10 protein-coding genes are annotated in these 14220 nt (G+C 68.2%); 5 read left to right on the forward strand and 5 right to left on the reverse strand.

Going from position 1 to position 14220, the window contains the following annotated elements; translation table 11 throughout:
* Nucleotides 1-100: 100 nt before the first annotated feature.
* A complete protein-coding gene (locus Q5H91_RS06280; protein ID WP_305172442.1) occupies nucleotides 101-1069 on the forward strand; it encodes an agmatine deiminase family protein in 969 nt (322 codons plus the stop codon).
* A gap of 34 nt (nucleotides 1070-1103) precedes the next feature.
* Here the strand turns inward: Q5H91_RS06280 and Q5H91_RS06285 are convergent, their stop codons facing one another.
* Both Q5H91_RS06285 and Q5H91_RS06290 read right to left on the reverse strand, forming a co-directional pair.
* On the reverse strand, nucleotides 1104-3515 hold the full coding sequence (locus Q5H91_RS06285) for a glycoside hydrolase family 127 protein (protein ID WP_305172443.1): 2412 nt from the start codon (nucleotides 3513-3515) through the stop codon (nucleotides 1104-1106).
* A 106-nt stretch (nucleotides 3516-3621) separates the two neighbouring features.
* Complete coding sequence (locus Q5H91_RS06290) at nucleotides 3622-4143, reverse strand: hypothetical protein (protein WP_305172444.1); 522 nt, start codon at nucleotides 4141-4143, stop codon at nucleotides 3622-3624.
* Nucleotides 4144-4410: 267 nt separating this feature from the next.
* Between Q5H91_RS06290 and Q5H91_RS06295 the strand changes: the two genes are divergently transcribed.
* The 4 genes from Q5H91_RS06295 (at nucleotide 4411) to Q5H91_RS06310 (ending at nucleotide 10098) form a co-directional block, all read left to right on the forward strand.
* Nucleotides 4411-7398 (forward strand): TonB-dependent receptor, encoded by a 2988-nt coding sequence (locus tag Q5H91_RS06295; RefSeq protein WP_305172445.1) that lies wholly within the window; start codon nucleotides 4411-4413, stop codon nucleotides 7396-7398.
* Between the two features lie 107 nt (nucleotides 7399-7505).
* Complete coding sequence (locus Q5H91_RS06300) at nucleotides 7506-7940, forward strand: DUF2231 domain-containing protein (RefSeq protein ID WP_305172446.1); 435 nt, start codon at nucleotides 7506-7508, stop codon at nucleotides 7938-7940.
* Nucleotides 7937-9238, forward strand: coding sequence for a PQQ-dependent sugar dehydrogenase (locus Q5H91_RS06305; protein WP_305172447.1), 1302 nt, complete (start codon nucleotides 7937-7939; stop codon nucleotides 9236-9238). Before Q5H91_RS06300 ends, Q5H91_RS06305 begins: the two co-directional genes overlap by 4 nt.
* Nucleotides 9238-10098: a hypothetical protein gene (locus tag Q5H91_RS06310; protein ID WP_305172448.1), complete on the forward strand. Its 861-nt coding sequence runs from the start codon at nucleotides 9238-9240 to the stop codon at nucleotides 10096-10098. The genes Q5H91_RS06305 and Q5H91_RS06310 overlap by 1 nt, the downstream gene beginning before the upstream one ends.
* A 66-nt stretch (nucleotides 10099-10164) precedes the next feature.
* Here the strand turns inward: Q5H91_RS06310 and Q5H91_RS06315 are convergent, their stop codons facing one another.
* The 3 genes from Q5H91_RS06315 to Q5H91_RS06325 all read right to left on the reverse strand — a co-directional run bounded on the left by Q5H91_RS06315 (nucleotide 10165) and on the right by Q5H91_RS06325 (nucleotide 14002).
* Nucleotides 10165-10869, reverse strand: coding sequence for a glutathione S-transferase family protein (locus tag Q5H91_RS06315; RefSeq protein ID WP_305172449.1), 705 nt, complete (start codon nucleotides 10867-10869; stop codon nucleotides 10165-10167).
* Nucleotides 10870-11081: 212 nt separating this feature from the next.
* A complete protein-coding gene (locus Q5H91_RS06320; RefSeq protein WP_305172451.1) occupies nucleotides 11082-12665 on the reverse strand; it encodes an MFS transporter in 1584 nt (527 codons plus the stop codon).
* Entirely contained in the window at nucleotides 12662-14002 is a 1341-nt protein-coding gene (locus Q5H91_RS06325; protein ID WP_305172452.1) for a chloride channel protein, read from the reverse strand. The genes Q5H91_RS06320 and Q5H91_RS06325 overlap by 4 nt, the downstream gene beginning before the upstream one ends.
* Nucleotides 14003-14220 lie beyond the last annotated feature (218 nt).

Raw genomic sequence — 14220 nt, forward strand, 5'->3', positions numbered from 1 at the left:
CCGAAAAATGAAAAGGGCGGCCCCGCAACGGGCCGCCCTTTTCATTTGGCAAGCCGCTGATCCGCCGCCAGAACGCAGCCCGCCACAGGAGTAGTCCCGCATGAGCGCCGCCCCGCCCCCCGCCGAATGGTCCGCCCACGCCGCCGTCTGGATCGGTTTCCCCAGCCATGCCGAGCTGTGGCAGGACGATCTGGAACCTGCGCGCGAGGAGGTCGCCGCCTTCGCCCGCGCCATCCATGCCGAGGGGCGCGGCGAGACCGTGGTGCTGGTCTGCGCCGATAGTGAGGCCGCCGACGCTGCCCGCGCGCTGGCACCGTTCGCCGACATCGAAGTGCAGCCGTTCGGCGACATTTGGCTGCGCGACACCGGCCCGATCGTGACCGGCGACGGCAGCGCGCGGCTGTTCCGCTTCAACGGCTGGGGCGGCAAATACGACCTGCCCGGCGACGACACCGTCGGTGCGCGGCTGGCCGAAGCGCGCGGGCTGGCGGCAACCGCGTGCGACTGGGTGCTGGAGGGCGGGGCGATCGACGGCGACGGCACCGGCACCGTGGTCACCACCGAACAGTGCCTGCTCAACCGCAACCGCAACCCCGACCTGACCCGCGACGGCGTGGAACAGCGATTGCGCGACGATCTGGGCTTCACCCGCGTCGTCTGGCTGGGCGAGGGACTGCTCAACGATCACACGGACGGCCATGTCGACAATCTGGCGCGCTTCGTCGCGCCCGGGCGGGTCGCAATCCCCGCGCCCGCCGACAACGATCCCAACTGGCAGGTCTATGCCCATGCCCGCCGCGACCTGACCGCCGCCGGGCTGGAGGTGGTCACCATCCCCTCCCCCGGCCGCGTGCTGCGCGACGAGGAGGTGGTGCCGGCGAGCTACATGAACTTCTACATCGGCAATGCCGCGGTCGTCGTGCCGCTCTATGGCAGCGACAACGACCAGGCCGCGGTCGCAGCGATCCAGGCGCTGTTCCCCGACCGGGAAGTAACGGGGCTGCGCGCCGACGCGATCCTGACCGGGGGCGGCAGCTTCCACTGCATTTCGCAGCAGGTGCCGGCGTAGCGATTACTCCTCCCCTGCAAGGGGCGGAGGTGAGTCACACCGCCGTTACCGGGTTCCCCGACTCCGCGGTCAGCATCCGTACCTCGTAGAGCACCGCCTCTTCCTTCACCGGCGTGAAGACCACCTCCGCCAGCGGCTTGCCCTGCGCGCCGGTCGAAGGGATCGGATAGTCGATCGTGACGAACCGGTCCTCGCGCTCGCGGGGGGCGCGGTCGGTCTTCAGCGGGGTGCCGTCGACGGTGATCGCCATCTGGCGATTGACGTCGTTGCCCCACACCGTCAGCCGCAGCGTCGCCGGGCCCGGTCGGCGTGCCAGCGTCAGCCGCATCGAGTCGCCGGGCCGGATGCGCCGCGCGGAACGGCCATTCCAGTTCACCACCTCGCTGCGCGCGGCGACGAAGCCGTGGTCGCGCTCGGGCTGCATCTCGCCGAGATGAACAATGTCGGTCGTGCGCCTGGCCAGCGTGCTCGCCTCCTCCTGCGCCCGGACGTAATCGGCACGGCGCGCCTGCCAGCCGGATGGCGTGAAGGTCGGGAAATACACCGCGGTGCGTCGATCATACTGCGCGAAGAACGGCTTCAGCACGAGGTCCTCGTCCAGCGCGCCCCTGGCATGGAAACTGTGCGGCCCAGTGCCGGCGCGCAGTGCCGTGCTGGCGGCACCACTGGTGACCAGCGCCGGCCCGAGCCCGTCGAAGCTGTCCGACGCAGCACCAAGATCGGCGGCAAGGACCAGCGGGCCGTGCGTGAAGGCGACCACCGACGGATCGTCCGGCGTCGGCTCCGTCGTCAGCGCCATCGGCAGCGTCAGTTCGATCCGGTCGCCGGCGCGCCAATTGCGCTCCACCACCGCATAGCCATCGCGCATCATCGGCGTGAGCGGCGCACCGTTCAGCGTCAGGCGCGGCGCTTGTGCCCAGCCGGGCAGGCGCAGCGCGATTGCCTGGCTCCGGCGCGGCGCCTTGCGCACGGTCAGCGTCGCGGTGCCCCGCATCGGCAGCGCGGTGTCGAGCGTCAGGGCCAGACCGCCCGGCGTCCAGTCGAGTTCGGAGGGGATGTACAGGTTGACGAACAGCGTGGCGCCGTCGTTCCAGTAGATGGAGTCCGCGTGCTTGGCATGGCTCTCCATGCCCGAGCCGACGCAGCACCAAAAACTGTCCTCACCTTCCGAATAGGTCCGCCGCGCACCCGCGGACAGCGGCATGAAATAGACAAAACGGCCCGTATCAGGGCGCTGATGCGCGAGGATGTGGTTCAGCTGCACGCGCTCGTAGAAGTCGAACCAGCGGGCGTGTGGCTGCCAGCTGTAGAGGTGCCGGGTCAGCTTCAGCATGTTGTAGCTGTTGCACGCCTCGCACGTCGCATCGGTCAGCCGCGTCGACAGCATGTCCGGCGGGCCGAAATGCTCGCGCTCCGAATTGCCGCCGATGACGTAGCTGTGGTGCCCGGTCACCCGCTCGTGGAAGAAGCGCGGGGCGACGGCGTGGCGGGGGTCGCCGGTCACCTCGTGCAGGCGGGCAAGGCCGATCAGCTTGGGGATCTGCGTATTGGCATGGAGGCCGGCCAGCTTGTCCTGCCGTGCGGTCAGCGGGTCGAGCACCGCCTTGTGCCGGATCTTCTCGGCCATCCGCAGCCAGCGCGTGTCGCCGGTCAGCGCATAGGTTTCGGCATAGCTCTCGTTCAGGCCGCCATGTTCGGCGCGCAGCACCTGCTGCATCTGCGCGTCGGTCAGCGGCTCCAGCACCCCCGCCAGATAGCCGGCGACGCCGAGCGCGATCGGCATGGCGCGGGCGTTGCCAGCCAGCGTGTGCGCGTCGAGCAGCCCGGCATGGACCTTGTGCCAGGTATAGAGCGGCACCCAGCCGCCGTTCAGGTCGAAGCCCTGGCTGCGGATGTCGCCGCGGCGCACCTCCTCGAACACGATCTTGCCGTCGACGGTCTTGCCGTCACGCTCGACCGTGGTGCCGCCGCAATAGCCGTCGCCGTGCGCGGCCTGGATGCGCGCCATCTCGGCGAGCGCATGGTCCAGCTTCGCGGAAAGCGCGGGGTCGCCGGTGTTGGCGATCACCAGCGCGCAGGCTGACAGCCAGTGGCCGAGCGAGTGGCCGGCGACCCCTTGCGCCTCCCACCCGCCATAGATGGGCTTGGGCGCGGGCAGACCGGCGAAGAGATAGAAATTGTGGAGCAGCCGCTCGGGATCGAGCGACAGGAGGTAGCGCCGATTGGCCGCCATGGCATCCGCGAACGGCGACGGCGTCAGGCGGACGAAGCGCGACGGGACGGGCTCGACCCGGCGTCCCTTGACGGGCGGCAGCGCGACCAGCGCCGGTCCGGCAAGCGCGACGATGCTGGCACCGGCGAACAGGGTGCGGCGGGTCAAACGCAGATCGTGCGCGCTATGGCGGCAGGCGGAGGCGCTGCCGCGCGAAGGAAGGATTTCGGACATGCCCTGTCTCTCCCGACGGCACCGGTCATCGGCCAGCGCCTGTTCTGGACTATATGTCAGACCATAGAGAAGCCACCTGCGTCGTCAACGCGCTGTAGCGCTGGGATCAGCCCTTATGTGATTTTGGCCCAACGGCTTGGCGGGCGAGCACCGCCGGATCGCTCGCGAGATCGTAGAGGAACGCGTGCCGCGCCGACGTGCCGACGCGCAGGCGACACAGCGCCTTTGCCTGTTCAGCGGTCAGCGCGAACTGCCGATAGCCGAGCCGCATCAGGCAGCGCTCGGTCACCGAGACATGGACCCCCTGCACCTCGGCGATCCGCTCGGCGGGGCGGAGGCGGTGGATCATCTGCGCCTGCTCGCGCGCGGGGTCGACGCCCGCCTGCGGCACGTTGAGGTTACGCTCGTTCCAGTTTTCCGCGGCGACAAAGGCCTTGGTCGCCGGCTGGTCGGCGATATCGGCATTGGCGCCGAGCCGCCCGCACCCGATCGCGTCGGCGCGATACTGGTCGAACGAGACGCCCGCACGGCCCCAGCTAGTCTGCGGCGGCTTGGCTGCCTGCGCAGCGATCGTGAGCCCCAGCAACACGACCGCCAGCGTGGATCGGGCGACGGTGACACGGAACATCCTGCATCCCTCTCTGCGCGGACTGCACCGGATTATCATACCCACGCTGTGGTTCAAAAGACAGCCTTCCGCCCCGCGGACAAGTCCTATCACGATCTCCGCCCTGACCGTGGATCCCGCCGTTTCAGGTGCTTGTGATAATTATATCGCACATTTTCGGATCGCTTTGTGCGCCAGCCATTTCTGGATTGACACATTTCCTCTAAGTCAGACAAATGAGACCAACCGGCACAGACCGGCTTTTCACATCGAGGAGAGGGGAAGATCATGAAGCGTTTCCTGCTGATGGCGTCCGCCGCGCCATTCGCCTTGCTGGCCATGCCAGCGTCCGCACAGGACGCCACGCCGCAGGAACAAGCGCAGGCAGCCGCCCCCGACGCCGGCGTCGATGAGCAGGCCCCCGTCGCTCAGGAGCGCGCAACCAAGTCCGCGCAGGGCCGCAGCCCCGGTACGACCGCGACCGAGAATCTCGGCACCACCGAGGACAGCGTCGCCGATACCTCGCCCGAGAACAGCACCGGCAGCGAGATCGTCGTGACCGGCTATCGCGCCTCGCTGGGCAGCGCGCAGGCGGTCAAGCGCAATTCCGACGCCATCCTCGACGCCGTCGTCGCGCAGGACATCGGCAAATTGCCTGACAACACCGCCGCGGAATCGCTGGCGCGCGTCACCGGCGTGCAGGTCAACCGGTACAGCGACGAGGTCAATCAGGTGCTGGTGCGCGGCCTGCCCGATGTCGCCACCACCTTCAACGGCCGCGACATCTTCACCGCCGAGCTGCGCCGGTCGCAGCTGCAGGACTTCCCGGCCGGCGCTCTCGCCGGCCTCGAGGTCTATAAATCGGGTACGGCGGATCTGCTGGAGCCCGGCCTCGCCGGCCTCATCAACGTCCGCTCGCGCCGCCCGTTCGACTTCACCGAGAAGCTGGTGATCGCAGGCGGCGTCCGCGGCACGTACAACGACCAGACCAAGAAGTTCGACCCGCTCGGCAACATCCTGGTGTCGCAGCGTGCCGACACCGCGATCGGCGAGATCGGCTGGCTCATCAACGCGTCCTATTCCCAGTCGCAGTATCGCAACGCGGTGCGCTGGGCGACCGGCAACGTGCCCACCACCCTTCCCGACAACGTGACCGTCAGCCCCAGCTCGGTCGGCCGAGCTTTCCGCATTCCGGAGCGGGTGGGCGTGTTCAACGACAGCGGCAAGCGCTGGCGCCCGGCGGTCAATGCCAGCGTTCAGTGGAAACCGGCGGCGAACCTCGAACTCTATTACGACTTCCTTTACCAGGGCTATCGCGGGCGCGGCGCCAACGACCTGTTCGAGGCGTCACTGCTCAACAACGGTGCACAGCTGACCAACGTCGTGCTGCGCGAGGACAAGCCCGATCAGGTGCAGACGCTGACCAAGGTCGGCGGTGAGCGTGGCCAGGCCTATCGCAGCACCAACGTCAACAACACCAACACCTATCAGGCCGCCGGCGGCGCCAAGTGGGATGTCGGCCGCGCGCACCTGTCGACCGACCTGGCCTATACGCGCAGCCAATACGATTCGAACGAATACAGCTTCGATATGTCGCAGACGACGGCACCGACGATCGACGTCAACTTCTTCGTCGACGGCGGTTCGGCGTTCAGCCTGCCCGGCTACGATCGCGAGAACCCGGCCAACTACAAGTGGCGCGGCTATTACGAGAGCACCTATCTGGTGAAGGGGTCCGGCTGGCAGTGGCGGGGCGACCTGGATCTGGACACCGACATCGCATTCCTGCCGAAGTTCCAGTTCGGCTTCCGCTACACCGATCGCGATGCCTCGCTGGAGCGTGGCGACCGCTATGCCTATACCGAAACCCTGAACATCCCGCTGGCCAACACGCCGGCGGGCGCGCTGGAGCTCACTCAGGACGTGTTCCGCGGCAACGCGCAAGGCTGGACCAGCTGGCTGATGCCGACACGGTCGGGCATCGAAGGAAATTCTGCGGCGTTGCGGCAATTCTCGCTCGAACAACTCCAGAAGCTCGTCGCAGCCAACCCCAGTGATGGCGGCTATCGCGATGCGCTTGCGCGTTTCCAGTCACAGAACGTCCAGCTCGATCCCCTCCGTGCCTTCCTGGCAGCCGAACAGACCTATGCGTTCTACGGTCAGACCAAGTACGAGTTCGATATCGGCTCGTTCCGCGTTGACGGCCTGGTCGGTGCTCGCGTCGTCAACACGGTGGGCCGGTACAGCGGTCGCGGCACGATCCCGGTTGTCGTCAACGGCGTGGTCCAGCGGGATGCCAACGGCATTCCGGTCACTGCGGCAGCCGATGTCCAGATCAAGGCGAACTATGTCGACATCCTGCCCAATGCCAGCCTGCGCATCCGGCCGACCGACAAGCTGCAGATCCGCTTCGGCTATACCAAGACGCGGACAAAGCCCGATTTCGGCCAGTTGAACCCGGCCTTCTCGATCTCGCCCAACCTGTCGCCGACCACCAATCCCGACGGTACGCCGGTCACCATCACCGACGATCCGCGCTTCGGCGCCGGTCTTCAGGGTCGTCCGGACTATACCGGCGGCGGCGGCAATCCCAATCTCGTGCCGCTGACCTCGCATAACTTCGACGCGACGGTGGAGTATTACTTCTCGTCGAACGCATCGCTGACGGCCGCCGTATTCTATCGCGACCTGTTCGGCTTCACGAGCAATTACACTCAGCGCTATCGCGATCCCGTATACGGCCTCGTCCAGGTCGACCGGCCGGTGAATGCCGGCGCGGGCAAGATCAAGGGCGTCGAAGTCGGCGGTCAGACCTTCTTCGACTTCCTGCCGGGCCTGCTGAGCGGCTTCGGCATCCAGGCGAACGCAACCTATCTAAATGGCAAGCAGCGCTTCCCGACGGATCTCAGTCCGGCAAACTCGACGCCGCCGTTCGTCGCGATCCCCGGCCTGTCGAAGTGGAGCTACAACGCGGCGCTGTTCTACGAGAAGGGCAAGGTTTCGACCCGCCTGTCGTACAATGGCCGCTCGCGTTTCCTGAATGGCAACAACGTGGTCAACGGCGTGTACTTCGGGGAAGGAACCGAGAAGATCACCCGCCTCGACTTCTCGTTCAACTATACGCCGATCAAGCAGGTCACGCTGACCTTCGACGCGGCGAACCTGCTGGCGCAGCCGTTCCGGAACTTCGCTCAGTATGGCGACGACCGCTACTACCCGCGCGACGTGCGTGACGAGGGCCGCTACTACGGCCTGGGCGCGCGGTTCCGCTTCTGACGATCTGACCGCCGTCTTTTCCGAAGGCGGCGGTTCCAACGGAACGAAGGGTCGGTGTGGAGGCTTTCTGCTTCCGCACCGACCCTTTGTCCGTCTGGGAAACAGCCATGTCCGCCCGCGCCGTCCGCCGTCCCTTCCTGCATCCACTCCACGCGATCCTGCTAGCGTTTCCGACCGCGCTGTTCGCGACCGGGCTGGCGAACGACATCACCTATCTGAACAGCGCCGAGATGCAGTGGTCGAACTTCGCCGCCTGGGCGATCACGGGCGCGCTGGTGTTCGGGGCGCCGGTGCTGCTGTGGGGAGCAATCCAGGCCTTCACCGCGCGGCAGACGGTGTGGCGGAGACGCGCGCTGCTCTATGCCGGGCTGCTCGCGCTGATGTGGATGGCGGGACTGGTGAACGCGTTCAAGCATAGCCAGGACGCGTGGAGTTCGGTCGGGACCGCGGGCCTGCTGCTGTCGATCCTATCGACCGCCGCCGCGCTCGCCGCCTCATGGGTCGGGCACATGGCGGTCGCTGCGGAAGGAACCATGCGATGATCGGCCGCCCCTACCCCCTCCTCACGCTCGGCCTCGCCTTGTCGGCCTGCAGCAACGCGGCCCCGGACGTCCGGCAGACCGGCCCGAACCCCACCCTGCCGGCGCAGCGGCAGACGCTGGTGCCGCCGATGAAGATCGCCGAGCCTGCGGGCTGGAACGGCACGCTGCCCACGGTGCCTGCTGGCTACGCGATCACGCCGCTCGCCACCGACCTGAAGGTGCCGCGCCAGATGCTGGTGCTGCCCAATGGCGATGTGCTGGTCGCCGAGGGCAAGGGCGGCAACGCGCCCAAGCTGCGGCCGAAGGACGTGATCGCGGGCTATATCAAGAGCCTGGGCAACACCGGTGTAAAGGGTGGCGACCGCATCACCCTGCTCCGCGACGCGAACGGCGACGGGCAGGCAGAACTGCGTACGGTGCTGATCGACGGGCTCGACGCGCCCTATGGCCTCGCACTGGTCGGCGGCGACCTGTACGTCGCCAATCAGGGCGCGCTGCTGCGCTTTCCGTATCAGGACGGGCAGACGCGCATCACCACGCCGGGGCAGGAGGTCACGAAGCTGCCGTCGCGCGTCAATCATCACTGGACCAAGTCGCTCGCCGCCAGCCCCGACGGCAGCAAGCTCTATGTCGGCATCGGATCGAACAGCAATGTCGGCGAGCGCGGCATGGAGGTGGAGGAGGACCGCGCGGTCATCTGGGAGGTCGATCGCGCCACCGGCGCACACCGCGTCTACGCGTCCGGCATCCGTAACCCCACCGCGCTGGCGATCAATCCGCAGACCAATGCGCTGTGGGCCGTCGTCAACGAGCGCGACGAGCTGGGCGCGCGGCTGGTGCCTGACTACCTGACTTCGGTACGCGCCGGCGGGTTCTACGGCTGGCCGTACAGCTATTGGGGCAATCACGCCGACCCGCGCGTCAGGCCGCAGCGGCCCGACATGATCGCACGGGCGATCGTCCCCGACTATGCGCTGGGATCGCATGTCGCGGCGCTGGGGATCAGCTTCACCACCGGCGGCGGCATGGGCGGCTCGTTCGCCGAGGGTGCCTTTATCGGCGAACATGGCAGCTGGAACCGGCAGGACCTCGCCGGCTACAAGGTCACCTTTGTGCCCTTCGCCGGTGGGCGTCCGGCGGGCGCGCCGCGGGATTTCGTCACCGGCTTCCTCGATGGCGAGGGCCATGCCCGCGGGCGCCCGGTCGGGGTAGCGTTCGACGCCCGTGCCGGCGCGCTGCTGGTCGCCGATGACCTGTCGAACACGGTGTGGCGCGTAACCCGCAGCGGGTCGCGATAGTGGCAGCATGGCGCCGGCTGGCGCCGCTGCTGGCCACGATCGCGAGCGCGGCGGGCGCGCAGACCGTGCCGACGATCGATACCGAGGATGCCAGCCTGGGCAGCGTCGCCATCGGCAGCGGGCGTTTCCACCCGACGCTCGCGATCGACCTGCGCAACGGCGACTTCGCACGCGGCAATTACGACGACGATGCGGCAAATCTCGACCGGCTGCCAATCCACGCCCAGCTCGGCTTCGGGTTCGACCTGCATCGCGATGCGGCGGGACAGGCCGATCTGTGGCTGGTCGGCACCTCCTCCAACGGATTCCACGCGCCGGCCACCGCCGAACGCGCCACGCCACGCGCCTGGTACGAGAGCAACAATCTGATCGGCCTCGTCGGCCGCCCCACTGCCGGGTTGAGCCTGGGTGCGGCCTACACGATCAAGGCCAGCCCGAACGGCGTGTCCGACACCACGCACGAGGCCAGCGTGACCGCCGCCTATGAGCGGGATCACGGTATCGGCGCGCTCCACCCCAGCGCCGCGGTGACCGTCCGGCCGAAAGGTGGCGGCGGCCTGTTCACGCAGCTCGGCATCGAGCCGGAACTGCTGGAGGCGGGCAATGCGACGATCAGCCTGCCGGTGATTGCCGGGGTCGGCTGGCACGGCTTCTACGCGGCCGGCACCGGCGACGTCGGCTATGCCAGCGTTGGCCTCGCCTACACGTACCCGTTCGTAATGGGCGCGGCGCACTGGCGGCTTCGGATCGACGGCGCCGCGCTGGTCCGCGACGACACGCTGCGCCGCCTCAGCACTGCCGATGCCGAGACTGCAACGGTGGTGCCGCTGGTAACGGTCAGCCTGGCGACGGCGTTCTAGATCACCCCGCCGCGAAGCGGGCGCCCGGAAGGGCGACGACGTGGTTCGACCCGGTCGGCAGAGGCTCTAGGCGCGCGACGGGATGTCGAGGCCGCGCTGCACCGCCGGCCGTGCCAGCCCCCGCTCCAGCCAGGCAGCGACATGGGTGAAACGATCGAATCCGACGATCTCGCGCGCCTCGTAGAAGCCGATCAGGTTGCGGACCCAGCCCAGCATGGCGATGTCGGCGATCGAATAGTCCTCGCCGACGAACCAGCTCCGCCCTGCCAGCCACCCATCCATCACGGCGAGCAGCCGCTGCGTCTCCGCGACGTACCGGTCGCGCGGCCGCTTGTCGTCATAGTCCTTGCCATCGAACTTGTGGAAGAAGCCGAGCTGCCCGAACATCGGCCCCACACCGCCCATCTGGAACATCAGCCACTGCACCGCCTGCCAGCGCTGGGCCGGATCGATCGGCAGGAACTTGCCCGTCTTCTCCGCGAGATAGAGCAGGATCGTGCCGGATTCGAACAGCGCCAGCGGCCGGCCGCCGGGACCGTCCGGATCGATGATCGCGGGGATCTTGCCGTTGGGGTTGAGCGACAGGAACTCGGGCGTCTTCTGGTCCGCCCGGCCGAAATCGACCAGATGCGGCTCATAGGCAAGGCCCGTCTCCTCCAGCATGATCGACACCTTCACCCCATTGGGCGTCGGCAGCGAATAGAGCTGGATACGATCGGGATATCGGGCCGGCCACCGGCGGGTGATCTGGAAGGTGGACAGGTCGGTCATCGTGATCGCTCTCTCTCTTGCCGGCCGCTACATCGTGACGGCCCGGTGATTTACAAGCTACGCCGGCCGCTCGGACCGCGCCGTGGCGATCGGGAGCGGCTCCGACACCAGCCCTGCACCGCTCCCGCCCGCGCAACCGCGTTGACGAAGGCCCGCAACGCGGCGGGCAAGACGCGTGCTCCGATCATGATCGGCGATCCCTCAGCGCCGTCTCATCTCTCCGCATGGCCGATCTGGCCGCTGTCCACGTCAAGGTCGCGCAGGTCGCGCCCGCGCGTCTCGCGGCCGAACCAGGCGACCAGCGCCAGCGCGAGCGCGGTCGGGATCATCACCAGTGCCGACGACACGCCCATCGACAGGATGATGCCGCTGATCGTCAGCCCCTGCGCCATCAGCCCGCCGCCCTTGGTACAGGCCGCGACCCATCCGGTCGCGCGGCCGCGCACGCGCATCGGAAAACTCTCGGCGGTATAGGGCAGGACGATGGCGATGATGCCGTTGGTGCCGACGATCAGCAGCGCGACCGGGAGCACCGGGCTACCGCTGCCCGCCAGTTCCAGCCGCAGGACCAGCAACAGTCCCGCCAGGGTCAGCGCGATCATCGTCGCCAGCGACCATTTGGTGCTCCAGCGGCTGTAGAGCAGCGCCGCGACGAAGACCGTGGGGAAGGCAATCAGGGCACTCTCGGCGAGCAACCGGCTCGAAACGCCGACCGAATAGCCCTTGGCGACCAGATCCGCCGGCAGCCAGAGCAGCAGCCCGAAATTGACAAACCCCCAGGACAGGGCACAGACGCTGAGCGCGGCGAGCTTGCCATACAGCATCGTGCCGGTCAGCGCGTGCGCGCCACGCTTTTCCGCTACCATCGCCGCATCGGCGCGCGTGGCGCGCGCGCCAAAACGGCGCATCACCGCCTCCGCCTCCTGCACCCGCCCACGCGCGAGCAGGAACTTGGCGGACTCGGGGATCAGCGCGCCGAGCACTACCAGCGTCAGCCCGGTCGGCAGGTTCGCCAGCCACAGGATGCGCCAGCCGAAGATCGGCTGCAGCACCGCCGACAGGCCGCTGGCGGCGAAATAGCCGCCGACCGCGCCGAGCCCGCCGACCAGCACCAGGCTCCAGCCGCGATGGCGGTTGGGCATCATCTCGGCGAGCAGGGCATAGGTGACCGGCAGCATCCCGCCCGCCGCGGCGCCCATCATGAAACACATTGCGATGTTCCAGGCCAGGCTCGGCATCGCGCCGCAGATGGAGGTGCCGACGAACATTACCGCCGACAACAGGATCGACGCCTTGCGCCCATAAATATCGGCGATCCAGCCCCACAGCACCGATCCGGTCACGGTGCCGGCCAGTGCGAAGAACGGCACCAGCGACACCGTCTTCTTCGGCACGCCATATTCGGCGATCATGCCGGGCACGGTGAAGCCGAGCGAGGCCGGCTTCATCACGTCGATCACCAGCGCGATCACCAGCACCGCCATCAGCCCCCAGTGCGCGGCCCCAAGCCGCGCATCCTCCGGCGCGGCGACGACGATGTCGGCCGCCGCCGCGCGCTGGGCTGCGACGTTGCGCGGCAGCAGGCCGTATGCGGCGACCAGCGTCCCCAGCACGATCAGCGCCATGCCGCCGAGCATGACATTGTCCATCGGCATGCCGGCCAGGTGATAGTGCATCGCCCGCGCCATCGCGAACATCGGCAGGTGTGCCACCACGCCCGCGGTCACCGCGACGCAGCCGAGCACGAAGGCCCACACCGCCTGCCGATCCGACAGGGTGCTGGTCAGGCCGGTCACCCCCTACCCTCCTCGCCGTCCTTCCGCATCGCGAACGTCTTCGCCAGTCCGTGATAGAGCTTCTCGCGGCAGACGAACTGGCTGGCACCGTCGGCGATGAAGGCGGTGGCGAACATCGGCAGCATCAGCCCGCGGCTCGCCGTTGTCTCGGACAGGATGATGACCGCGGTCAGCGGTGCGCGGACGACGCCGGCGAAATAGCCGACCATCCCCAGGATCACGATGGCCGAGGCGGGCGAGTCCGGAAATATCGGCCGCAGCAGGTTGCCGATCCCCGCCCCCACCGCCAGCGACGGCGCAAAGATGCCGCCGGGCAGGCCGGCGATGGCGGTGGCGAGCGTCGCGGCGAACTTGGCCGGCCCGAACCACAAAGGCGCGTCGACCCCGACGATCATCGCCCGCGCCGCGCCATAGCCGGTACCCCAGGTCAGCCCCGTCGCCACGCCCAGCCCGCCGACCGCCAGCCCGCAGGCCGCCGCGAACAGCACCGGGCGACGCCTGCTCCACCAGGTCAGGCGGTTGGTGCCCGTCGCCATGGCCAGCATCAATCGCGAGAACAGCCCGCCCGCGATTCCGCCGGCCAGCCCGGCGACCGGCACTGCGGTCAGCGCCGCCACCAGCGGCATGTGCGCGCCGATCAGCCCGAAATAGACGTAATCGCCCTGCACCGACTGCGCGACCATGCCGGCGATGACGATCGCGGCGAGGACCAGCAGCGTCACCTTCTGCTCATAGGCCGATGCGAGTTCCTCGATCGCGAACAACAGGCCGGCGAGCGGTGTGTTGAACGCCGCCGCGACACCCGCGGCGCCGCCCGCGATCAGCACCGCCCCGCGCAGCGGCACGCGCAGCAGCCGGTGGCTCAATCCCATTACCGCCGCCGCGATCTGTACCGTCGGCCCCTCGCGCCCGACCGAGGCGCCGCCCAGCACTGCCGCGAGCGTCAGCAGCGCCTTGCCGACGACAGTGCGGACCGACACCAGCGCGCCGGTCGCCCGCTCCGGATCCGCTTGCGCTGCGATCACCTGCGGAATGCCCGATCCGCGCGCCAGCGGCACGTAGCGCCGCGTCAGCCACACCAACGCGGCAAAGATCAGCGGCGTCGTCGCCAGCGGCGCCCAGGGATAGCGCGCGGCATACGCGCCGAACAGATCGGCGGCGAGGTCTGCAGCCTTGGCAAAGACGGTGGCGGCAAGGCCGATCGCCACCGCCCCCATCAGGATCGCCAGCCGTGTCCGAAACCGTACCGAGCGCGGCCCTTGGGCACGCAGCAGCGCACGGTAGCGCGCGGGCGTCCAGCGGCGGGCGCTGTCCTGAGACGATGGTGATCGGGCCATGGCGGCGGCTTACACAAGGGTGCGGCACCATGGCCAGTACGGGATGGTCAAATCACTCGCCAGGGACACCAAGCCACGGGAGGGTCACGACACAGTCCGTGAGCGGTTCCCAGAAACCTCGCGGTTCAAGCCGCGTTCCCATTCGCGATTTATCAGGCTGGCGGTTGCCTGACGCCGCCACCTTTTCCCCAAGGGGATGCTGGAAGGAAAGAGGGGCA

Source organism: Sphingomonas aurea (genome assembly GCF_030678875.1).
Lineage (GTDB): Bacteria > Pseudomonadota > Alphaproteobacteria > Sphingomonadales > Sphingomonadaceae > Sphingomonas > Sphingomonas aurea.